Raw genomic sequence first — 23904 nt, forward strand, 5'->3', positions numbered from 1 at the left:
CGCCCATTCACTCCACGCGCCTCCTCCGCGCCGCCTCCCGACACCACCTCGCGAAGAACCCCCGACATCGACAACTTAGGTATGCCTTGCCTAATAGTGACGCGCTGTTGTAAATTCGCGCCCTGTCCGGCCCGACCCGGTGGCCGGGAAGAGCGGAAGAGGTGCGAACACGGTGAACTCCGGCAAGGACAGCGGCACTGCGGGCCCACCGGGCGCGTCGGCGCCCGTCGTCGTGGAGGGGCTGCGGCTCGCCTACGGCGGGCGGCCCGCGCTCGACGGCCTCTCCCTCACCGTCGGCGCGGGGGAGATCGTCGGACTGCTCGGGCCCAACGGCGCGGGCAAGACCACCACCGTCAACGTGCTGTCCACCCTGGAGCCCCCGGACGGCGGACGCGCCCTGGTCGCGGGCCACGACGTGGTCGCCGACCCCGCGGCGGTGCGCGCCGCCATCGCCCTCACCGGGCAGTACGCGGCCGTCGACGAGGAGCTGACCGGGCGGGAGAACCTGGTCCTCTTCGCCCGGCTCCTCGGCCTGCCCAAGGCGCGGGCGAAGGAGCGCGCCGCGGAACTGCTCGCCGCCTTCGGCCTCGACGACGCCGCCGACCGGCGCAGCCGCGGCTACTCGGGCGGCATGCGCCGAAGGCTCGACCTCGCCGCCTGCCTCGTACGCGACCCCGCCGTCGTCTTCCTCGACGAGCCCACCACGGGGCTCGACCCGCGCAGCCGCCTCGCCCTCTGGGACTCCGTGCGCGAGCTGCGCGACCGCGGTGTGGCCGTGCTGCTCACCACCCAGTACCTGGAGGAGGCGGACCGGCTCGCCGACCGGGTGGTGGTGATCGAGCACGGCCGTGACATCGCCACCGGAACCCCCGCCCAGCTCAAGGAGCAGGTCGGCGGAGTCTTCTGCGAGATCGCCCCGGCCGACCCCGCCGACGCCGACCGGCTGCTCACCGCGCTGGCCGCGCTCGGCGCCCGCCGCCGCGACGACACGGTCGTGCTGCCCGCCCCCGAAGGACCCGCCACCCTCGCGGAGGCCGTCCGCAGGACGGAGGGCGAGGGCATCCCGCTCGACGACATCGCGCTGCGCCGCCCCTCACTCGACGAGGTGTTCCTCGCCCTCACCGGGCACGACACCGGCGAGAGCGCCGGGACGGACGGGGCCGACGACGGCGAAGGGCCCGGGGCCGACGAGGCGGGCGGCGACGGCGCGTCACGGCGGGCGTACTCCACGAAGGAGAGCGTCGGATGAGCGCCGGCCCCGCGGCCCCGACCGCCCCCGCCTGGGACACGCCGGCCCCGGCGGCCTCCGCGCCCGTCCAGTCGTGGGTGCTCGCGCTGCGCGCCGTCACCCTGCTGAAGCGGGACACCGCCGAGATCTCCGGCGCCGTCCTCGCGCCCCTGGTCTTCTTCGTCGGCTTCTACGTGCCGATGCGGGGCGTCATGCACGAGCGCGGCGTCGACTACGTGCAGTGGCTGCCCGCGATCGTGGTGCTCCAGGCCATGCTGTTCGTGGCGATGAGCGCGGCCGACGCGATGGCAGCCGACGTCACATCGGGCATGGTCCGGCGGTTTCGCACCCTGCCGCTCGGCACGCTCGCGCCGGTGGCGGGCCGCCTCGGCGCCGACCTGTGCCGCGCCCTGCTCGCCGGGGCCTGCGGCATCGGCATCGCCGCCGCCTTCGGCTTCCGCTTCCGCGCGGGAGCGGGGGCCGCGGTCGGCTTCGCCGCGCTCGCCGTCGCCTTCGCGCTCGTGCTCTGCGTCGGCTGTGTCGCGCTCGGCCTCAAGGTCGGCAACCCGGAGCACACCGCCTCCGCCATGCTGGTCCCGCAACTGCTGCTGACCATGCTCTCCACCGGCTTCACCCCGCTGAGCGGATTCCCCGGCTGGATCAGGCCCTTCGTCGCCAACCAGCCCGTCTCCCGCGCCGCCGACGCGCTACGGGCCCTGTCCTCCGGCGGCCCCACCGCACGCCCGGTGCTGATCACCGCCGCCTGGCTGGCCGGCCTGCTCGTGCTGTTCACCTGGCTCGCCGGCCGGGTCCTGCGCAGGGGCAGGCGCCCGGCACGTACCACGAGAGGAGCCGCGGCATGAGCGCGGTCCACCCCCAGGCCCCCCACCCGCCCGGCGCCCTGGCCCAGGGCGGGCTGCACGCGGGGCGGCTGCTGCGGCGCTGGTCGAGGTCGCCCGTCGTCGTGGTGCAGGCGGTGGTGTTCCCGGTCTGTCTGCTGCTGGTGTTCCGCCTCGTCTTCGGGGACACCGTCACGGCCGCTTCCGGCGGGGACAGCCTGCACAGGTTCCTGCCGCTGGCCACCCTCGTCGGCACCGTGTTCGGCGGCGTCGGCAGCGGGGTCTCCCTGGTGCTCGAACGGCAGTCGGGGCTCCTCGACCGCTTCCGCGCGCTGCCGGGACCCCGGACGTCGCTGCTGGTCGGCCGGCTGCTCGCGGAGATCGCCAGGGCGCTCGGCACCTCGGCCGCCTTCCTCGCCGTCGGCTGCGCCCTCGGCTTCAGACCGGGCGGCACGGCGGGCGCCGCCGCGGTGCCGCTCTTCCTCGCCGTCCCCTCGGCGCTCGGCCTCGGCTTCGCCGCGCTGGTCTGCGCGGTCGCCGCACGCGCCCGGAGCACCGCCACCCTCAGCGGCCTGTCCATGGTCTTCACCCTGATGCTGTTCTTCAACACCGGCTTCGCCCCGCTCGACTCCTACCCGGGGGCGCTGCGCCCCGTGGTGCGGGTGCTGCCGATGAGCCTGGGCGCTGACACCATGCGGGCCGCGGCGGAGCACACCGCGCTGCTCGGCCCGCTGCTCGGCACCCTGGCCTGGACGGTCGGGCTGGTCGCGGTGTTCGGCACCCTCGCGGTACGGGGCCTTGCGGCACCGGCCCGCCACTGAGCGCCGCGGCGGACCGGGGGCGGCCCCGATGGGCCGGGCCGCCCCCGGGTGAGCGTCAGCGTTCGCCGCGCGCCGCCGCCCGCCTGCGCTGTGCGCGCGCCCTGCCCCGGCCGCCCGCGGGGGCCGTCTGGCCCGCGTCGAGCGCGTCGGCGAGCGCGCGCACCGTCGGGCGGCGGAACAGCTCCACCATCGACAGCTCACGGCCGAGCCGCTCCTGGAGCAGCCCGTGCACCCGGGTCGCCTGGAGGGAACCCCCGCCCAGATCGAAGAAGTTGGACCGCGCCGTGACCCGGCCGGTGCCCAGCACCTCCGACCAGACCGCCGCGATCACCGCCTCGACGCCAGGACGCGGCTCCTCGTCCCGCTCCGGCGCCGCCCCCGCGTCCGACAGCCGCTCCCGGTCCACGAGACCGGTCGCGGGATCGACCGGCAGCGCGTCCACCACCACCCGGCGCGCCGCGAGCCGGGCCCCGAACCGGTCGTACACGGGTCCTTCCGTGTCGCCGTCGGACTCGGCGAAGACGCTCAGCACCCGCCCCGGCGCACCGGGCCCCGCCAGCCGCGACGCCACCCAGGGCCGCTCCGGGTCGAGGCCGACCAACTGGTGCGGTGCGGCCGTCCGCAGCGCCACCGACAGCGACGCCAGCGCCTCGTCGGGGGCCAGCACCCGGTAGCCGCGCGCCCTGGTCAGCCGCTTCAGCGGATGCCCCGCGCTCATCCCCGTCTCGTCCCACATGCTCCACGCCAGGCTGTACGCGTCGAGCCCCAGGTCCTCGCGCTGGTGCTCAGCGAGCGCGTCGAGGAAGGCCCCCGCCGCCGCGTAGCCGCCGACGGACGCGCCGCCGAAGAAGCCGTTGACCGAGGAGAACGACACGAACAGCGTCCCCGGCCGGTCGGCCACCAGGGCGTGCAGCGCCCGCGCGCCCCCCGCCTTGACGGCCATCGCCTCGTCAAGCGCGGCGGCCGTGCAGGTGTCGAGGGGCACCTCCCGGTACTCCCCGGCCAGATGGACCACCCCGTCGAGCCGCGCCCCCCAGCGCCGCTCGGCCGCCCGCACCGCCCGGTCGAGCGCGCCGGGCTGCCGCAGGTCCACCGCGGCGTGTTCCACCCCGGGCGGCTGCGGGGACGCGGGCACCGACCGGCCCACCGCGAGGACCCGCGCGCCGTACGCGCCGGTCAGCTCGGCCACGAGCAGCCGCCCGATGCCACCGGACGCACCGGTCACCAGATAGCGCCCGCCGGCGCGGAACGGCACCCGGTCCGCCGTGTCGCCGCCCGGCTCCACGGGCACCAGCCGCCGCACGAGGCGCCGCCCGTCCCGGTACGCCACGGCGGGATCGCGGGGCGCCGCGGACAGCTCCGCGAGGAGCAGCCCCGCCACCGCCTCGGGATCGCCGGGCGGTACGTCGACGTGGACCACCCTGGCCCCGGGGCGCTCGTGCCCGAGCGCGGCGGCGAGACCCGCGAGCGGGGCCCGCTCCTGGCACGGCGGGTCCCCGGCCGCCGCCCGCTGCGCACGGCTCGTGACCACGCACACCGTGCCCGCCCCCGCCGTGCCCTGCGCCAGGTGCAGCAGCGCGTGCAGCTCCGCGCGCGCCCCGCCGTCACCCGTTCCCGACGGCTCCCCGTACGCGCGCAGGTCCACCACCGTGCCGGGCGCCGCGCCGTCCGCCTCCAGCAGCGCGCCGAGACCGCGATGCCCCTCGGCGTCCGACGGCGCCAGCGCGTACCGGCCGCGGCCCAGGCGCACCGGGCCCGCGGCGTACGCGCCCTCCGGCTCGACCAGGGCACAGGGCCGCCCCGCGGCCTCGACGAGCGCCGTGAGCCGCCCCGCCAACGCACCGCCCGGATCGCCGAACACCACGACGCACCCCGCATCGTGCCGCGGCCCTTCGCCGCCGGGCAGCCGCCTTGGCACCCACCGCGGGCGGTGGAAGTGCGCGGGCACGGTGCCCACCGCGCCCGCGCCGTCCCCGGGCAGCCTGGCCGCGAACTCCCCGGCCTCGAACGCGGTCCGCAGCGCCGCACGCTGGATCTTGCCGATGGCGGTCTTGGGGATCTCCGCGGGCGCCACCGGCACCAGATGCCGTGGGTTCACCCCGATCCGCTCGAACACCGCGCGCCGCACAAGGCCCGCCGCCTCCTCGGGGTCCGCGCCGCCGCGCGGGCAGAAGAACACCGCCAGCTCGTCGGTGACCGCGGCCGCCGGTCTGACCGCGACCGCCGCTGTGAACGACGGCTCCACACAGTCGAGTTCCTCGACTGCCGACTCGATCTCATGGCTGTGGTGGTTGACCCCGTTCAGGATCACGACGTCCTTGGCCCTGCCCGTGATCGTGAGCCTGCCGTCCCTGATCGTCGCCAGGTCCCCGGTGTCGAACCAGCCGTCGGCGGTGAACGCCGCCTCGTTCTGCTCGGGCGCCTCGTGGTAGCCGCTGGTCACGGTCGCCCCGCGCACCTGGAGCAGGCCCGCGGTGCCCTCCGGCACCACCCGCGTGGCGCCCGCGCCGTCCGCCGCCACGATCCGCAGCGCACACCCCGGCAGCGGCGCCCCCACCTCGGTGAACGCGTCGTCGTCCGAGGTCGTCTCCCGCCCGAACCGGTCCGAGTACGCCACCGCCGACGAGGTCTCCGACATCCCCCACGCGGGCCGCATCGCCCCGCCCGGCAGGCCGTACGGGGCCAGCAGCGAGAGCCAGCGCCGCGCCACCCGCGGCACGATCGCCTCACCCGCGTTCATCACGAACCGCAGCCGCGACAGGTCCCAGCCGGCGCCGCGCGCCGCCAGTTCCCCGGCACGGTCGTTGACGAGGGCGAACGCGAAGTTGGGCGCCCACGTCACGCTCGCCCCGAACCGGTCGGCCGCGTCGAGCCAGCGCAGCGGGTCGCGCAGCACCCAGCGGGTCGGCGCGTGCACCTGGCGGCAGCCGAGGTAGACGTCCCGCAGATGGAACATCACCACCCCGCCGACATGGTCGAGCGGCATCCAGTTGAACGACACCTCGTCCGCGCCGAGCCCGTTCGCCGCCGCGGTGCCCGCGCAGCGCGCCAGTACGTTGCGGTGCCGCAGCACCACCGCCTTGGGGCGGCCCGTGCTGCCGGACGTGAGCATCAGCAGCACCGGGTCGTCGGGCGCCGCGGGCCGCGCCACCGCCGCCGTACCTCCGGCGAGTTCACCGGCGCCCGCCGCGCTCAGCCCCGTCCAGCCGCGCTCGGCGGCTGCCGCCTCCAGCTCCCCGAGGCGGTCGCCGCCGGTCACCACCAGCGGGCGCCCCAGCATCTCCCAGGCGGCGCCGAGCCGTTCCACCGCCGCGTCACCCGCACGGTAGTCGGGGGGCACCGCGAGCGGGACCGCCACCTGACCGCCGAGCAGGCACGCCCACAGCACCGTCAGGAAGTCGGCGTGGTCGTCGAGTTGCAGCAGCACCCGGTCGCCGGGCCCGGCCCCGAGCGCGTGCAGCCCGCCGAGCGCCCGCAGCGCCCGCTCCCGCAACTCCCCGTAGGACAGGGCGCTCTCACGGCCCTCCTCGTCGAGCAGCACCACCCCGCCCGACGCCGACCCGACGGCCCGCGCCAGGCTGTCGCCGAGCGTCCGGTCGAGCGGCGGCACCGGGGGGCCGCCGTCCGCCAGCGCCTCCCTGATGGCGCCGGGCGCCGCCGCCAGCGGGGCCCGCTCGCGCGGCGCCCGCGGCGGCTTCGGCACCCGTATCCGCGCGGGCCGCGCGGGCGGCGCCGCCACGGGCAGCACCGCGCACCGCCCGCCGAGCGCACGCTCCCACCGCCGCGCCTCCACGGCGTCGGCGACCGGCAGCCGCAGCAGCGCCGGTACGTCCACCGAACCGCCCGGGGTCAGCGGCAGCCGGGACACCGGCACCGCCGAGCCGCCCGCGGGCAGCGCCCCCGCCACCGCGTCGAGGTCCACGGGGCCCGCGGGCACCACGTACGCCAGCAGCTCCGCCGGGCCGTCGAGCGGCACCCGGGGCACCACCACCGCGTCGGCGAGCGCGGGAAAGCGCCGCAGCAGCTCCTCCGCCACGGCGCACGGACGCACCGTCACCCCGCCGACACACACCAGCCCCGGCACCACACCGTCGGCGCCGACCCCGGACAGCACCTCCACCGCGCCCGAGGGCCGCACCACCGCGCGCTCCCCGGTGCGCTCCGGCTCCCCGCCGCCCGCCGGGACCCGCCACACCTCGCCCGGCACGCCCTCGGGCGGCACCATGCCCCCGGCGTCGAGCACCAGCGGGCCGCCGCCCGCCGCCATCCGCTCCCGCAGGGCGCGCTCCTGCGCCGCCGGACGCAGCGGCAGCGCGGCCACGGCGGCGGCCGGGTCGGCGACCACCGCGTCCAGCAGGGCCACATAGTGCGCCGCGAGCCGCTGCGCGGTGTCCCGGTCGAAGAGGTCGGTGTCGAACACCAGGGAGCCGCGGAGCCGGTCCGGGTGCTCCCACAGGTGCAGCTCCAGATCGAAGCGGGTCGACTCCTCCTCGTCGTCCACCCGCTCCACGTCGAGGCCGCCGAGTTCGAGCCGCTGGTCCGCGAAGTTCTGCAGCGCGAACAGCACTTGGAACAGCGGATCGCGGCGCCCGGCCCCGGTGTCGCCGAACTCCCTCGCCACCTGGTCCACCGGGGTGTCCTGCCTGGCCAGCACGTCGAGCGCCGCCCGCCGGGTCCGCGCGAGCAACTGCGTGAACGGCAGCCCGCCCGCCACGTCCACCCGTACCGGAAGCGTGTTGACGAACAGCCCGATGAGCGGGGTGAGCTGCTCGTTGTCCCGGTTCGCCAGCAGGGTGCCGACCACGATCCGCTCGCCCGCGCCGCACCGGTGCAGCAGCGCCGTCCAGGCTGCGAGCAGCGTCATGTTCAGCGACGCCCCGTGCCGCCGCGCCAGCTCCCGCAGCTCCCGGCCCACGGCAGGGGAGAGGGCGAAGTCGACGCGCGCCCCACGACCCGAGGGGCGCTCGGGGCGCGGCCGGTCGGTGGGCAGCGTCAGCTCGGGCACCCGGCCGCCGAGCAGGGCGCCCCACTCGTCGATCCTGGCGGCCAGCGCCCCGGGCCCGAGCGTGGCGCGCTGCCACTCGGCGTAGTCCCCGTACTGCACGGGGAGTTCCGCCAGCCGCGGCGCGCGCCCCCCGGCGTCCGCCCGGTACAGCTCGTCGAGATCCCGCACCAGGACCCCGAGCGACCAGCCGTCGACGGCGATGTGGTGCAGGCAGAACAGCAGCAGGTGGTCGTCCTCGGCGAGCCGCAGCAGCAGCGCGCGTACCGGAGGGCGGGCCGTCAGGTCGAACGGGGCGCGCACGAACGCCCGCACCCGCTCCCGCACCGCAGGGTCCTCGGCCGGCGGCTCGCCCGGCGGCGCGTCGAGCGCGTCGAGCGGCAGCGGCGGGGCCGTGGCGGCGCCCGCCTCGTGGACGCGCTGGACCAGCGAGCCGTCGGCGCCCGCCGCGTAGGTGGTGCGCAGGATCTCGTGCCGCGCGGCGACCCCCGCGAGGGCCCGTTCGAGCCGCCCGTGGTCGAGCGGGCCGCGCAGCCGCAGCAGGAACGGCACGTTGTACGACGGGTCGTGGGGATCGAGGCGGTGCAGGAACCACATGCGTTCCTGGTCGAAGGAGGCGGGGAACTCGATGGCTGCGGGCACGGCTCAGCCCTCCTCGGCGACGGCGGCGGGCGCGGCGCGGCGTGCGCTGCGCGCGATGACGGGGGCGGGCGCGGGTCCCGCGGCGCGGCCGCGCTCGACAAGACCGGCGAGCACCGCCACGGTCGGCGCGCCCGAGTCGAAGAAGTCCCGCACCGACAGCGCCACGCCCAGCTCCTCACGGAGCCGGGTGACGAGCTGCATCGCCAGCAGCGACTCCCCGCCGAGATCGAAGAAGTCGTCCTCGGCACCGACCCGGTCAAGACCGAGCACGGTCTGCCATGCCTCGGCGACGGTTCTCTCAAGATCGGTACGTGGCTCGATATACGGGGTGTCGAGCGCCGGGCGCGCGTTGAACGCGGAGCCGCCCCCGTACAGACCGCCCCCTGCCTCGGGCTCCGCCCGAGGCCCCCCGGCGTCCAGTGCGGGGGCCGCGACGGCGGCGGTGTCGAGGAGCTTCAGCACCGGCGAATCCCCGCCGGGCAGCGCCCGGCACAGCGCGGGCAGGGCCGCCGCGGCGGCCCCGGTCAGCACGTCCACCCGGGCCCCGGCCTCCTCAAGGCTCCGCAGCCGCGCCGCCCGCTCCCCGGCCTCCGCAGCGTCGGTCGGTTCCGCCCCCGTCAGCGGGGTGCGCGCGGTCACCAGCGTGTGGTCCGCCTCCGCGAGCCGCCGCGGCCCGCGCGGATGCACGCTCAACGGCTCGAAGCCCTCCCGGGCCAGCAGGTCGCGCCAGCCCTCGGGCGGCAGCAGCGGTGAGTGCTCGCGCAGCCCGTCCGAGAAGTACCACCAGCCCGCGAAGAGACCCGCCGTCATCATCGAGGGCCGCCGCTGCCGGGTCGCCTCCACCAGGAAGAGCTGCCCGCCTCCGCCGAGCAGCCCCCGCACATGGCCGAGCGTGGTCGGCAGGTCGGCGGTGGCGTGCAGCACGTTGAACGCCAGGACGACGTCGAAGCCGCCCGCGGGGAAGCCCTGGGGTCCTGGGTCGGCCGAGACGTCGAGCACCCCGAACCGCATGAAGTCGATGCCGCGCTCGGCCGCGGTGCGCTGCGCGGCCAGCACGAACGACCTGCCGATGTCGGTGAAGTGGTACTCCACACCGGGAACGCCCTTCAGCGCGTCGGCCACGTCCCACGTCAGATAGCCCCGCCCGGCCCCGACTTCGAGCACCCGCAGCCCCCGGTCCCCCGCGGCGCGCGCGAGCCGGGCGACGGCCGCGGCCACCAGGCGGGTGTGCACGGCCACGTCACTGGTGCCGACACGCTGGTCGATGACGTCCTGCGCGATATCGCCGCTGCCGTCGGGCAGGAGCACCTGGTGGCCCTCGATACGGCCCGTGAACACCTCCTCGTAGCGGGCGGTGCAGCGTTCCAGCAGGTCGAGTTCGGCCGCGTAGCCGGGGTGGGCCGCGAGGAACTCGCCGCGCAGCGCGTCGATCCCGGGCTCGGCGCCCAGGTCGGCGGGGCCGCCCGGCGGGGAGCGGAACACCACGGCGCCCGAGGGGTCGCGCTCCAGCAGCCCGTCCTCCGCCAGCATCGCCAGCATCGCGTCGAGGAACGGCCGGTACCCCGGTACGACGCCCACGGTGACCGCGATCCGGTCGGGCGTGGCGGCGCTGCCGTCCTTCGTCGTCACCCCCGCCGAGTGCAGGAACCGCAGCGCGTACCGGGCGCACAGGGTGTCCAGGGCCCGGGTGAGCGACGCCGGGACATGCGTCACGGGGATGCGGCGGCGCAGCAGCCGGTCGTCCTCGTCGAGGCGGGCCACCGCCTGCTCGGGGTCGTCCCCGGCGATCGCGGACGGCGCGCTCCCGCCGATCCCCTCCTCGGGCGCGGTGAGCAGCAGCCGTACCCCGGGCGCCGCGAGCGCGAGCGCCCGCTCGAAGCCGGGCTCGCCGAGACCGTCCGGCACCAGATAGGTGCCGCCGCCGCCCTCCGCGCCGCGGCGGGGCGCCGCCACCCAGTAGCGGCGCCGCTGGAAGGGGTAGCCGGGCAGCGGCACCGTGCGCCGGGGGCCCTCGGGGCGCGGCGCGTGCCGGTCGAGGGTGCCGCCCGCGGTCCACACCGCGCCGAGCGCCGTCAGCAGCGCCTCACCGTCGCCGCCCGCGTCCCGCGGGTGCCGCATCGCGGAGACCGCGGTGGCCTCCCGGCCGAGCTGGAGCCCGGCGAGCCTGGTCAGGCCGCGGCTCGGGCCCGTCTCGACCAGCACGGGACGCCAGGTCTCCCACAGCGCCGCGAGCCCGTCGGCGAAGCGGACGGTGTGGCGGGTGTGCCGCAGCCAGTAGTCCGGGTCGGTGGCCTCGGCGGCGGTGAGCGGCGCGCCGGTCAGGTTGGAGACCACCGGGGTCACCGGCTCCGACAGCGTCACCCGCTCCAGGGCGCGGGCGAGGTCGGGCAGGATGCCGTCGAGCAGCGAGGAGTGCACCGCGGTGGCGAGCCGCAGCCGGGAGTGGTCCACGCCCTCCTCCGCGAGCCGCCCCTCCAGCTCCTCGATCTCGGACAGCGGTCCCGCCACGGTGCAGTGCAGCGGCCCGTTGACCGCCGCGAGGCAGAGGCCGCCGGTGAGGAGGCCCGCGACCCGCTCCTCGCCCAGCAGCACGCTCAGCGAGGCGCCGCCCGCCCGCAGCAGCAGCCGCTCGCGCTCGGCGGCGAGCCACAGCGCGTCCTCCGGTGTGAACACCCCCGCGAGGCAGGCCGCGGTGTACTCGCCGAGGCTGTGCCCGAGCAGCGCCACCGGGGCCACCCCGTACGCCTCCAGTTGCCGGGCGATCGCGTAGCCGGTGGCGACCACGCCGGGGAAACCGCCGCCGTCGCGCGCCACCTCGGCCCGCAGGTCGCGTCCTTGTTCCGCCATGATGTCGGCGCAGCGCCCGAACTCGGCGCCGAACACCGGCTCCGTGTCGAGGAGTCCGGCGGCCATCCCGGCGAACTCGGTGCCCCCGCCCGGCAGCAGGAACGCCACAGGCCGCCGCTCCTCGGCACGCCCCGAGCGCCCCGTGCGTGCCCGCAGCGCGCGGGCCGCGCCCGGCAGGTCGGCCGCGGCCACCGCGAACCGGTGCTCGAACTCCTCGCGGCCGGAGCGCAGCGTGGACGCGACGTCGGCGAGCGACAGGCCGGGGTGGGACTCCAGGTGCCCGGCGAGGGCGTCCGCCTGCTCGGCGAGCGCGTCAGGCGTCCGCGCGGACAGCGTCAGCAGCCGGTGCCTGCCGCCGTCGTCCGCGTCCCGCGGCGCCGCGGCGGGAGCCTCCTGGAGCACCACGTGCGCATTGGTGCCGCCGATACCGAAGGCGCTGACGCCCGCGCGGCGCGGGGCGCCCGGGGTGCGGGGCCAGGGGGTGAGCGCGGCGGCGACCCGGAACGGGCTGCCGTCCAGCGGGATGAGGGGCCCGGGCCGCTCGAAGTGCAGGCTCGGCGGTATCGCCTCCCGTTCGAGCGCGAGCACCGTCTTGATCACACCGGCCACGCCCGCGGCGGCGTCCAGATGGCCGATGGCGGACTTCACGGAGCCGAGCGCGCAGTGCCCGGGGCGCCCCGCGGCGGCCGGGTCCGCGGTGAACGCGTCGATCAGGGCCCGCATCTCGATGGGGTCGCCGATCGGGGTCGCGGTGCCGTGCGCCTCCACGTACGAGACCGAGTCCGCGGTGATCCCGGCGGCGGCGTGCGCGGCGAGGATCACGTCGCGCTGCCCCTCGGCGCTCGGCGCCGTGAAACCGGCCTTGCGGTCCCCGTCGTTGTTGACCGCGGAGCCCTTGACCACCGCCCGTATCGTGTCGCCGTCCGCGAGCGCGTCGGACAGCCGCTTCAGTACGAGGACGCCCACCCCGTCGCCGGGGAACATGCCGTCGGCCGCGGCGTCGAAGGAGCGGCAGCGGCCGTCGGGGGACAGCGGCCCGTCCGGCTGGTGGTGGTAGCCGAGCCGCCGCGCCGGGTTCAGCGAGGCGCCCCCCGCGAGCGCCACGTCGCAACTGCGGTCGAGCAGGTCGCGGCAGGCCAGATGGAGCGCCACCAGGGAGGTGGAGCAGGCCGTCGACACGGTGATGCCCGGTCCTGTCAGACCCAGGTCGTAGCAGACCCTGGTGGCGAAGGTGCCCGGGGAGTTCGCCGCCACGGCGGGCAGCAGCGCCATCGAGTTGGGCGCGCCCGCGACATGCGGATGGATCTGGTTCAGGTAGTACTTGCTCTGGCTCGCGCCCGCGTACACCCCGATCGGCACCTCGGCGTCGCGCGGCGCGCAGCCCGCCTGCTGGAGCGCGTGGTAGGCGCACTCAAGGAACAACCGGACCTGCGGGTCGAGCAGTTCGGCCTCGGTGGGCCGGTAGCCGAAGAACTCCGCGTCGAACAGGTCGATACCGTCCACGGCGGCCTCGACCCTGACATGGTGCGGGTCGTCAAGCTCGGCCGGGTCGTGCCCCGCGGCGACGAACTCCTCGGCGGTGAACGCCACCGCCGCCTCCCGGCCCGCCGCCAGGTTCTCCCAGAACGCGTCGAGCCCGTCGGCCCCGGGGAAGCGGCCCGCCATGCCGACGATCGCCAGGTCGAGTTCGGGTTCGAGACCGTCGTCGTGCGGCTCGGCGCCCGGCTGCCCGGCGCTGGTTCTGCCGGTGCCCTCGTGCTCGGCGGGGTGGTTCATGGTGTCTTTCCCTCCGTGGTCCGGCCGCCCCTGGCGGTCGGCTTGCGTGCGGCCCCCGGCCACCTCCGCCAGCAGCGCGGCGAAGTCGGCGGCGAGGCGCTGGGTGGTCACGGCCGTGAACATGTCGTCCCTGGCGGTGACGGTGACGGTCATCCCGGCCGTGCCGGGCGCGTCGTCGGCGACGTCGACCACGAGGTCGAAGCGGGCCGTCCCGGGGTCGTGGAAGTGCTCGACGGCGTCCACCCCCGGCAGGTCGAGTCCCCGCAGCGGGCTTGTGCGGTGCGAGAACATGACGTCGAAGAGCCGCGGCGCCCCGCCGTCCGCCCTGGCGGGCGCGGCGTCCTCGACCACCGTCTCGAACGGCACGTGCTGGTGCGCGTACGCCTCGGCGCACAGCGCCCGCACCCGGCCGACGAGTTCGCCGAAGCCCGGCTCCGCGCCCGGGGCGCCCACGTCCACCGGGAGCACCATCACGTTGCCGAAGTTGCCGACGAGCCGTTCGAACTCGGGCCGCCGCCGGTCCACGACGGGCGTGCCGACCGGCAGCCGCCCGCTGCCGCCGAGCCGCCGCAGCCACAGCCCCAGGGCCGCGAGCAGCACCATGTAGGGCGAGGCGCGCTCGGCGCGTGCCAGGTCCCTGACGGCCTCGGCGACGGCGGGCGGCACGGCGCACCTGCGCCGCACACCCCCGGAGGGCCGCCCGGCGGGGCGCGGCTGGTCGGCGGGCAGCCGCAGCCGCCCCGGCGGGCCCGCGAGCACCCGGCGCCAGTGCGCGCGGGACTCCTCGTGGACGCCGCCGGAGCGCGACCGCGCCTCCCAGCGCGCGAAGTCCGCGTACTGCGACGCCGGTACGGGTCCTGGCTCGCGGCCCCGGTACACGGCCGACACCTCGCCCAGCAGGATCTCCCAGGACAGGTCGTCGCAGGCGATGTGGTGCACCGTCAGGAACAGCAGGTGCTCGTCAGGGCCGCGGCGCAGGAGCAGCAACCGCAGCGGGAGGTCCCGCGACAGGTCGAACGGCGCTGCGGCCCACGCCCGTACCGCCGCCTCCTCGGGCCCCGCCAGGTCCCGGGTCTCGAAGGGCGGCCGGGCCCCGGCAGGGGCGAGCACCTGGACCGGGTCGCCCGCCGCGTCCCGCCGGTAGACGGTGCGCAGCACCTCGTGCCTGCGGGTCACGGCCTCGAAAGCGGCACGCAGCCGCTCCCCGTCGAGCGGCCCCGTGAGCCGGGTGCCGACCGTCAGGTGGTAGGCCGGGTCGGCCGGGTCGAGCCGGTGCGTGAACCACATGCGGCGCTGGGCCGAGGAGAGCGGCGCGGACCCGCCGCGTGCCCCGGCGTCCGGCACCGGCTCGTGGGCCGCGCCCGCCAGGCCCCGCCCGGCCAGCAGCCGCCGCAGCAGCTCGGCGCGCCGCGCTTCCGTGTCGTCGGCGCCGGAGGTGTCGGCGGCGGTGGTGCCGACGGTGGCTCCGGCGTCGTTGCGTGGGTCGCTCATGGTGCCTCCGGAGCGGCGAGTTCCGCCGCGAGTTCCTCGGGGCCGAGCGCCGCCACGTGCAGATGGACGGCGGCGATCTGCGCCATCCGGCCCGGCACCGCCTCCTTCGCCGCCAGCGTCCCCGCCATGTCGGTGACGTCCGAGGTCGCCATCAGGGTGGCGGGCGCCAGCTCCTCGTCGGGGAACACGGCCCGCAGCCTGGCCAGGACACGCGCGCCGACCAGCGAGTCGCCGCCCAGCTCGAAGAAGTTGTCGTGCGGACCCACCCGGGCCACCCCCAGGGCCTCGGCCCAGGTCAGCGCGAGCAGCCCGACCAGCGGATCGTCCGGCGCGCCGGCCCCCGCCGACGGCTCGTGCGCGCCGTCCGCGGGCGCCGCGGGCTCCAGGGCACGGCGCGCGAGCGCGGCCCTGTCCACCTTCCCGCTCCCGGTGAGCGGCAGCGCGTCGAGCACCGTGAAGCGCCCCGGGACCAGATGCCGGGGCAGCGCCCCGGCAAGCCGGGCGCGCAGCTCCCCGCCGTCGGGCGCGGCGGCGCCGTGCGCCCCGGCCACGAACGCGGCGAGCCCCCGGTAGCCGGGCCCCTCGCCGCGCGGCACCGGCACCACCGCCGCAGCGGCCACGCCGGACAGGGCCGTCAGCGCCGCCTCGACCTCGGCCGGCTCCACCCGGCGCCCCGCGATCTGCACCTGCCCGTCGCGGCGGCCCACGAACTCGATGACACCGTCGGAGCGGAACCTGCCGAGATCGCCGGTGCGGTAGAGCCGTTCACCGGTGCGCGGGTGGGTGACGAACGCCGCCGCCGTCGCCTCCGGGTCGCCGAGATACCCCCGGGCGAGCCCGGGACCCGAGCAGTACATCTCCCCGACGACGCCCTCCGGGCGCTCCCGCAGCCCCGAGTCGAGGAGGTGGTAGCGGGTGTTGGCGAGCGGCCTGCCGTAGGGGACCGAGGCCGCCTCGCGGTCCTCCGGGCCCACCGGGTGCCAGATGTTCCACAGCGTGGTCTCGGTGGGCCCGCCCACCGACACCGCCCGGGCCCCCGGCACCCGTCGCGCCAGCTCCCGCAGCATCGCGGGCGCCACCCAGTCCCCGCCCAGGAACGCGAGACGCAGGTCCGCGGGCGCCGGGAGCGGCGCGCCCCGGGACTCCGCGTCGGCGAGCGCGCCGAGCAGCATCTCCATCATGGCCGGGACCGAGTTCCAGACGGTGACCCGGTGCCGCCGCGCCAGGTCGAGCCAGTGGTGGGGGTCGGTGCGCCGCGCCTCCTGCGGCAGCACCAGGACGCCGCCCGCGCCGAGCACCCCGAAGAGGTCGAAGAGCGCCATGTCGTGGTGGAACGGGGTGAGCCCGAGCACCCGGTCGCCGGGCCCGACACCGAAGTGCGCGACCGTCTCGCGCAGGCAGTTCACCACGCCCCGGTGCTCGATCAGCGCGGCCTTCGGGGTGCCGGTCGTCCCGGAGGTGAAGAGCGCGTACGCGAGATCACCGGGACCACGGCGCACCCCGCCGTCGCCCTGCCCCCCGCCGTCCGCCCGCACCCCGGCGCCGTCCGCTCCTTGCCCGTCGTCCGGCGCGTCCGCGCGCAGCACCCGCCAGGGCCCGGGCGGGACGTCGCCCGCGAGCGGGGCGTGGGTGACGACGGCGGACGGTGCCGCGATCTCCAGCAGGGCGCGCAGCCGCGCGGGCGGCGCCCCCGCCTCCAGCGGTACGTACGCGCCGCCCGCCAGCAGCACCGCGAGCGCCGCCACCGGCTGCTCCACGCCCTTCTCCAGCAGCAGCGCCACCGGCGCCGCGGGCCGCCGCGCCATCGCGCCCGCGAGCCTGCCCGCCAACACCCTTGCCCTGGCCAGCAGTTCGCCGCGGGTCAGCGCCGCGTCCCGGCAGACCACCGCGGGCGCCCCGGGGTCGGCTTCGGCCTGCCGCAGGAACGCGTCGTGCACCAGCTCGTCCGGGATCTCCCTGCGCGGGCCGCGGGCCGCGGCCCGCCGCTCGCGCTGCTGCTCGGGCAGCGGTACGGCGCCGTCCGCGTCCCAGGCCGCGGGGTCGGCCGCCAGGCGGTCCAACAGCCCGGTCCAGGCGGCGAACATGGTGTCGAGCAGGCCCGGCGGGAACAGCTCCTCGACCGCGTCCCAGTTGAGCGCCAGCGCGCCGCGCCGCTCCTCCACCTGCGCGTCCAGATGCACCTGCGGCGTCTGGGTGATCCCGTACACCTGGGTGAGGGCGCGCTCCAGGGTGTGCGGCGCGGCGCCGGTGAGCGCCAGGGTGCTGGTGAGGACCACCGGCATCGAGGCGCGCTCGCCGCCGCGCAGCCGGGTCAGCTCGCGCAGCAGCCGCACCCCGCTCATCCCCGGGTGCTCAAGCCCTTCGAGGAGCGCGCGCTGGAGCGCGCGGGCCCGGGCGGTGAAGCTCCCGGTGCCGGTGCGGTCGAAGGGGACCAGGGTGAACGAGGCGAACTCGCCCACTAGTTCGCCGACCGAGGGCACCAGCGGCTCCCGGTTCATGCCGGGCACGTTCAGGGTGAAGCGCTCGCCGTCGCTCCACTGGGCGACGACCTCGGCGTAGGCCGCGAGGACGGCACCGGTCGGCGTGAGCCCCGCCGCGGCGGCACGCTGCTTCAACTCCGCCCACCGCGCGGGCTCCATCAGGGCCTCCCGGCGCACGAAGCGCGGGGTGGCCACGGTGTCGGGGTCGGTCGCGAGGGGGAGCTGCGGCGGCCCCGGCAGGGCGCTCAGCCGCTCCCGCCAGAACTCCCGGTCCTCCTCCTCGAATGCGCCGCCGCCGTCGGCCCCCTCCTCGGCGACCGCGCGCACGTAGTCGTCGAAGCCAGCGGCGAGCGGCGGCAGTTCGGCGTCCGGGTCGTCGTAGTACGCGGACAGGTCCCGGTACATGACGTGCCAGCTCGCCCAGTCCACCGTCAGTCCGTCGAAGCCGACGTGGACCCGGCACACCCCCTCGCCCAGCAGGCAGACCGCGACCGAGAACAGCGGCCACCGGTCGGCGGGCCGCACCTCGTGCGACAGCCGCTCCCGCAGCGCCGCCAGCGCCGCGGCCACCTCGGCGGGCGGCAGCCCCCGCAGGTCGGCGATCTCCACCGGGGGGTCGGGCACCTCGGCGAGCACCCGCTGCTCAAGGCGGCGCGGGTCGATCACCGCGCGCAGCATCCCGTGCCTGTCCACGAGGCGCCGCCAGGCGTGGACGAAGCGGGTGACGTCGAGGGGGCCCTCGAACTCCAGGTAGGCGTGGGTGCTGACATTGCCGAGGGGGTAGCCGTCGCCGCGGCCGAGTAGGTACGCCTGCTGGGTCTCGGTCAGCGGGAAGGGCCGTCCCCGGCCGCCCGGTGCCGCGGCCCTCACGCCTGCTCCCCGTCCTGGCGCGGCCGGTCGTTCCCGGCCCCCGTGCCGCGCCGTCGGCTGCCGCGCAGGGCGCGGGCGTCCCGGGCGCGCAGGGCGCGGGAGCGCGCGTCGGCCACGGTGGCGGCGGGGGCCGCGGGCCCCGCGGGGGCGGCGGGCGACGTCTCGCCCGCTTCGACGAGCCCGGCGAGCCGGGCCACCGTGGCGTTCCCCAGCAGGTCGAGCAGCGGTATCTCGCGCCCGAACCGCTGCCGCAGCAGCGTCTGCACCCGCAGGACGAGCAGCGAGTGCCCGCCCAGGTCGAAGAAGTTGTCGTGCACCCCGAAGCGGTCGGTGCCCAGCACCTCCGTCCAGATGTCCGCCACCGCCCGCTGCACACCCCGCGCGGGCGGGGCGTGCTCGGCGTCGTCGGCGCCGGGCTCGGGCAGCGCGGCGAGCGCCTTGCGGTCGACCTTCCCCGCGCTGGTCAGCGGGAGTTCGGGCAGCACCCGGACGTCCCTGGGCACCGCGTGGCCCGGCAGCAGGCCGTTCAGCCAGCCGCGCAGCTCCTCGCCCGCCGGGGGTTTCTCGCCCTCGGTCGGCGGGTCGGCGAGTGAGCAGTAGGCGATCAGCTCATGGCCGCCGCCCGGCGCCTCACGCGCCAGTACGGCGGCGGCGCGCACCCCGGGGTGCCGGGCGAGGGCGGCGGACACCTCCCCCGGCTCCACCCGGAAGCCGCGGATCTTCACCTGGTCGTCGAGCCTGCCGAGGAACTCGATCTCGCCGTCGGCGCGGAACCTGGCCAGGTCCCCGGTGCGGTACATCCGCCCGTCGCCGTCCTCGTCGAACGGGTCCCCGACGAACCGCTCGGCGGTGCGCTCCGGGTCGTTGAGATAGCCGCGCGCCAACGGCAGCCCTCCGACGTGGAGTTCACCGCGCACCCCGACGGGCACCGGACGCAGCCGCCCGTCCAGCACGTACAGCCGGGCGTTGGGGTTGGGCCGCCCGATGGAGACGCGGTGCGCCGTCTCGCCCGGCTCGAAGACCCGGCAGCTCACCCCGATGGTGGTCTCCGCGGGCCCGTAGCCGTGGTACATGCGGGCGTCCGAGGCCCGCCTGAAGCGCGCGTACAGCTCCCCGGTCAGCGCCTCACCGCCGCACCACAGATGGCGCAGCGACCGCAGCCGGGCGGCCGCGTCGTCCCGTTCGAGGAGCACGTCGAGCATGGAGGCGACGATGTACAGGAAGGTGACGCGGTGCCGCTCGACGGTGCCGAGCAGCCGGTCGACGTCGCCGTCGTGCCCCGGCGGCGCGAGCACGAGACGGGCCCCGGCGACGAGCGGCAGGAAGATCTCGTTGAGGGAGATGTCGAAGCCGAGCGGCGCCTTGTGCAGCACCGCGTCCGAGGGGTCGAGCCCGAGCTTGCCGATCTGCCAGCGCATCCGGTTGCAGATGGCCTGCTGGCGGATCATCACCCCCTTGGGCGCGCCGGTCGACCCCGAGGTGTGGATGACGTACGCGACCCGCTCCATGACCTCCGGGTCCCGTACCGCTGCCTCCGGGGACGCGCCCCCGGATTCGTCCGACGCGGCGTCGGACGTGGCGTCCGGCAGGGCGTCATCCGCGGCGTCCGACGCGGCGTCCGGCGGTACGACGCGCACGGGGCCGTCCGCGAACACCTCCGCCGCCTCCTCCGCGCCGACCACAAGACGCAGCCCCGCGCCCGCGGCGATCTCACGGGTGCGGGCCCGCGGCCATGAGGTGTCGAGCGCCACGAAGGCGGCGCCGGTCTCCAGCACCCCGAGCAGCGCCACCGGGAGCGCGGGGCCGCGTTCGAGCAGCACCCCCACGAAGGTGTCGGGGCCGGCGCCCTCCGCCCGCAGCGCTGTCGCCAACCGCTGTGCCCCCGCGAGCAGTTGACTGTACGTCAGGCGCTCGTCGCCGCACTCGACGGCCACCGCCTCCGGGTCGCGGCGCGCGGCGTCCCGTACCAGCGCCGCCAGGTCGCGGTCCACGAGCGGGTCGTCGCCCTCGACGGGGCGGCCCCAGGCGCGCAGCAGCGCGCCCTCCTCGTCCGGCAGCACGTCGAGGTCGTCCACGGCGGTGTCCGCGCCGCCCTCGACGACCGACGAGAGGAGCCGCGCGAGCCGCGCGGCCCAGCGCCCCACGGTCTCCGCGTCGAACAGGTCGGCGTTGCCGGTGACCGCGCCATGCAGAGTGCCGTCGGCCTCCCAGCAGTTCAGCACCAGGTCGAAGCGGGCCGAGTCCACCTCGGGCTCGACGGGCTCGGCGCGCAGCGGTCCGAACTCGGCCGCCGCGGGCGGCTGCTGCATCACCGCGAGCACCTGCGGCACCGGCCCCGTGGCGGGCGAGCGGTCCCAGCGCAGTTCGGACGCGACGGCGTCGAGCGGCACGTCCTGGCGCGCGTACGCCGCCGTGCAGGTGTCGCGCACCCGGTCGAGCAGCGCGGCGAACCCCAACTCGGGCTCCACGTCGGTGTGCAGCACCACCGTGTCGGCGAAGCAGCCCACCAGCTCCTCCAGTTCGGCGCGGTCCCTGCCGTGCACCACGGAGCCGACGGCGATGCCCGACTGCCCCGTCAGCCGGTGCAGCAGCGCGGTGAACCCGGCCACCGCGGCCATGTAGGGCGTGGCCCGGTGGCGCCGCGCCAGTTCGCGCAGCTCCCGCCAGACGGCGGCGTCCAGCACGAAGCGCCGCGACACCCCGCGGGAGCCGGGCACCGGGGGCCGCGGCCGGTCGGTGGGCAGGTCGAGCCGGGGCTGCTCGGGGCCGAGCGCCGCGCACCAGTCGGCCAGGTGCGCAGCGTACTCGGGGCCCTCCTCGTGGCCGAGGCGCCAGCGCGCGTAGTCGGCGTGGGTGAGGGCGGGCGGCGGCAGCGGGCTGGCGGCGCCCGCGCTGAACGCCGCGTAGATCCGGCCGAGTTCGCCGAGCAGCCGGACCAGCGAGAGGCCGTCGGCGACGGCGTGGTGGACCACCGTCATCAGCACGTGCTCGGTGGGGGAGTGGCGCAGCAGCCCGAAGCGGACCAGGGGTCCGTGCTCCAGGTCGAAGGGGGCGGTGTCGAGCGCCGAGAGCCAGGCACGCTCCCTGTCGCGGTCGCCGCCGCCGTCCTCCGGCGCGAGCGCGATGTCGAGGCGGGGCGCGACCACCTGGTAGGGCTCGTCGTCGATCTCGGTGAACGTGGTGCGCAGCGCGTCGTGGCGCTCGACGAGCGCGGCCAGGGTGGCGCGCAGCGCCCCCTCGTCGAGCGGGCCGGTGAGACGCACCGCCTGCCCGATGTGGTAGGCGGCGCTGTCCGGGTAGAGCCGGGCGTGCAGCCACATGCGGCGCTGCGGGCCCGTGGCCGGGACCGGCCCCTCGGGTGCCTGCGCGGTGACGAGCGCGGCGGGTTGCGCCGCGCCCGCGAGCCACCGGTCGAGGAGTCTCTGTTTGGCGTCGGAGAGCGTGGCGGTACGGGGGGTGTCGGTGGGGGCTGCGGAGGAGGGCGGGGCGTCGGTCATGGGGACTCCAGACGTCGTTCGGCGCGCGGCGGGGGACGCGGCGGGGCGTGGGGTGCGGTCAGCCGAGCCCGGCGGCGAGGCGGGCCGCCTCCTCGTCGGTGAGGGTGGCGAGTTCGGCGTGCAGCCGCGCGGCCAGCCGCCGTGCGTGGCCCGCGACCGTGGCCGGCGCGGTGAGCAGGTCGTCGAGACCGGTGGGCACCGGCAGCCTGCCGCGCAGGGAGCCGACGATCCTGGAGGCGAGCAGGGAGTGCCCGCCGAGGTCGAAGAAGTCGTCGTCGCGGCCGAGCCCGGTGAAGCCGAGCGCGTCCTGCCAGACCTGGGCCACCAGCGTCTCCAGGCCCTCCTCCGGGGGCGTGTGGACGGTGCCGAGCGCGGGCCTCGGATGCCGCTCCCGCTCGGGCGCGGCGGCGTCGACGGCCGCCGCGGCGGCGGGCGCGGGCGGGTCCACCCAGTGGCGGCGGCGCCTGAACGGGTAGGTGGGCAGCGCCACGCGGCGCGCGGGGCCCGGCGGTGGCGGCCCCTGCCAGATCCTGCCGCCGCCCGCCCAGGTGGCGGCGGCCCGTACGGTGCCCCGCGACAGGCCCTCGGGCGCGGCGGGCGGCGCGCCGATGGCCCGTACCACCAACCAGCCCTCGCCGACGGCGCTCTCGGCGCCGGGGCCCGCCGCGGCGAGCGCCCGCAGCGCCGTCACGGCCTCGCGGCGGCCGCCCGCGACGACCACCGCCCGGTGCGCGAACGGGGTCCTGCCGACCGCCAGGGTGTGGGCGACGTCGGCGAGCGCGAGGTCGTGCCGGGCGCCGAGATGGTCCGCGAGCCGTGCCGCCACGGCGGTGAGCGCGTCCGGGTCGCGCGCGGAGAGCGGCAGCGCGTACCAGCCGGTGGCCTCGGGCGGGCTCGGCGGCACGGGCGGCGGCTCTTCGAGGACCACGTGGGCGTTGGTGCCGCCGACGCCGAAGGTGTGCACGGCGGCCCTGCGGGGCCGTTCGCCGCGCTTGAAGGGGGTCGGCTCCGTGGTCAGGGTGAAGGGGCCTGCCGTGAAGTCGATGTCGGGGTGCGGGCCGCTGCGGTTGATGGTGGGCGGCAACTCCTCGTGCGCGAAGGCGAGCAGCACCTTGGCGAGGCCGACCGCGCCCGCGGCCGCCCAGGTGTCGCCGACGTTGGGCTTGGCGGTGCCGATGCGGCAGCCGCCGCGCGGTGCGCCCGCGTAGCCCTCGGTGAGCGCGGTGATCTCCAGCGCGTCGCCCATGGGCGTGCCGGTGCCGTGCGCCTCCACGTAGTCGATGTCGGAGGGGGAGAGCCCGGCGACGGCCAGGGCCTCCGCCGCCACGTCGCTCTGCGGGTCGACGGCGGGGGCGGTGAACCCGGCCTTGGCGGCGCCGTCGTTGTTGACGGCGCTGCCGCGCAGCACCCCGAGGACCGGGTCGCCCGCGTCCAGCGCGTCCGCGAGGCGGCGCAGCACGAGCACCGTGACCCCGTCGCCCGGTGTGGTGCCCGCGGCGCGGGCGTCGAAGGCGCGGCATCTGCCGTCGGGCGAGTTGATCCCGCCCTCGCGGTAGAGGTACCCGGCGCGCTGCGGGAAGTAGAGGGTGCTGCCGCCCGCGAGCGCCAGGTCGGACTCGCCGGTGATGAGGCTGGCCGCGGCGAGGTGGACGGCGACGAGGGAGGTGGAGCAGCCCGCCTGCACGGTGACGCTCGCCCCGGTCAGGTCGAGCTTGTAGGACACCCGGGAGGCGAGGAAGTCGCCGCTGTTGCCGAGCAGTCCCTCGAAGGAGGGGCCCTGCCCGGCGCGTGCCCGGTGCGGGTGGAGGTGGTTGAGGAAGTAGCTGTCGGGACCGGTGCCCGCGAAGACGCTGACCGACAGGTCACCGTCGCCGCGCGGGTCGTGGCCCGCGGACTCCAGCGCCTCCCAGGCGCATTCGAGGAACAGCCGGTGCTGCGGGTCGATGGCGGCGGCCTCGGCGGGGCTGTAGCCGAAGAAGTCGGCGTCGAACAGCTCGGGCCCCTCGACGACGGGCCTGGCACGCACCCGGGCCGGGTCGTGCAGCGCTTCCGGGGGCACCCCCGCCGCGAGCAGGTCGGCATCGCTGAACTCGGTGACGGACTCGACGCCTTCGCGCAGGTTGCGCCAGAAGGCGTCGGGGGTGTCCGCGCCGGGCAGCCGCAGCGCCATGCCGATGACGGCCACCGGGTCCTCGGCTCGCAGCGGTACGGGCGTGACGGTGTCCATGGCGATCGGCTCCCTCGGTTCGCGGGGTCGGGGACGGACCCCGGGCGTGGCATGACGGGGACACCGGCGGCGCACGGCGGTGTGCGGGCGGTGGGGTGCGGGGGTGTCGGGGGCAGGGGGACGCGGGGTGCGGAGGTGCGGAGGTGTGGGGCGGCGGGTGCCGGGCGGCCGGCCGGTGGGGCGG

General features: G+C 77.0%; 8 protein-coding genes. 3 read left to right on the plus strand and 5 right to left on the minus strand.

The annotated features are described in order from the left end of the window. Positions 1-172 precede the first annotated feature (172 nt). Genes ACIBIW_RS23365 through ACIBIW_RS23375 form a run of 3 tightly spaced genes read left to right on the plus strand, consistent with a single transcriptional unit; the run spans position 173 to position 2888 of the window. Complete coding sequence (locus ACIBIW_RS23365) at positions 173-1249, plus strand: ATP-binding cassette domain-containing protein (RefSeq protein WP_399338930.1); 1077 nt, start codon at positions 173-175, stop codon at positions 1247-1249. Further along, positions 1246-2091 carry an ABC transporter permease gene (locus tag ACIBIW_RS23370; RefSeq protein ID WP_399338931.1) on the plus strand — a complete coding sequence of 282 codons (846 nt, stop codon included), beginning with the start codon at positions 1246-1248 and terminating at the stop codon, positions 2089-2091. Before ACIBIW_RS23365 ends, ACIBIW_RS23370 begins: the two co-directional genes overlap by 4 nt. Beyond that, the gene (locus ACIBIW_RS23375; protein WP_399338932.1) at positions 2088-2888 is read left to right on the plus strand and encodes an ABC transporter permease; all 801 of its coding nucleotides are present in this window, start codon (positions 2088-2090) and stop codon (positions 2886-2888) included. Before ACIBIW_RS23370 ends, ACIBIW_RS23375 begins: the two co-directional genes overlap by 4 nt. Before the next feature lie 55 nt (positions 2889-2943). Here the strand turns inward: ACIBIW_RS23375 and ACIBIW_RS23380 are convergent, their stop codons facing one another. From ACIBIW_RS23380 to ACIBIW_RS23400, 5 genes are read right to left on the minus strand one after another with little or no spacing between them, the layout of a single operon-like run. Then, on the minus strand, positions 2944-8532 hold the full coding sequence (locus tag ACIBIW_RS23380; RefSeq protein WP_399338933.1) for an SDR family NAD(P)-dependent oxidoreductase: 5589 nt from the start codon (positions 8530-8532) through the stop codon (positions 2944-2946). A 3-nt stretch (positions 8533-8535) separates the two neighbouring features. Then, on the minus strand, positions 8536-14646 hold the full coding sequence (locus tag ACIBIW_RS23385) for a condensation domain-containing protein (RefSeq protein WP_399338934.1): 6111 nt from the start codon (positions 14644-14646) through the stop codon (positions 8536-8538). Then, complete coding sequence (locus ACIBIW_RS23390) at positions 14643-17996, minus strand: amino acid adenylation domain-containing protein (RefSeq protein ID WP_399338935.1); 3354 nt, start codon at positions 17994-17996, stop codon at positions 14643-14645. Before ACIBIW_RS23390 ends, ACIBIW_RS23385 begins: the two co-directional genes overlap by 4 nt. After that, positions 17993-21493 carry an amino acid adenylation domain-containing protein gene (locus ACIBIW_RS23395; RefSeq protein WP_399338936.1) on the minus strand — a complete coding sequence of 1167 codons (3501 nt, stop codon included), beginning with the start codon at positions 21491-21493 and terminating at the stop codon, positions 17993-17995. Before ACIBIW_RS23395 ends, ACIBIW_RS23390 begins: the two co-directional genes overlap by 4 nt. A gap of 58 nt (positions 21494-21551) precedes the next feature. Beyond that, entirely contained in the window at positions 21552-23720 is a 2169-nt protein-coding gene (locus tag ACIBIW_RS23400) for a beta-ketoacyl synthase N-terminal-like domain-containing protein (RefSeq protein WP_399338937.1), read from the minus strand. Between the last annotated feature and the right edge of the window lie 184 nt (positions 23721-23904).

It is taken from the genome of Streptomyces sp. NPDC050560, assembly GCF_044457285.1.
Classification (GTDB): Bacteria; Actinomycetota; Actinomycetes; order Streptomycetales; family Streptomycetaceae; genus Streptomyces.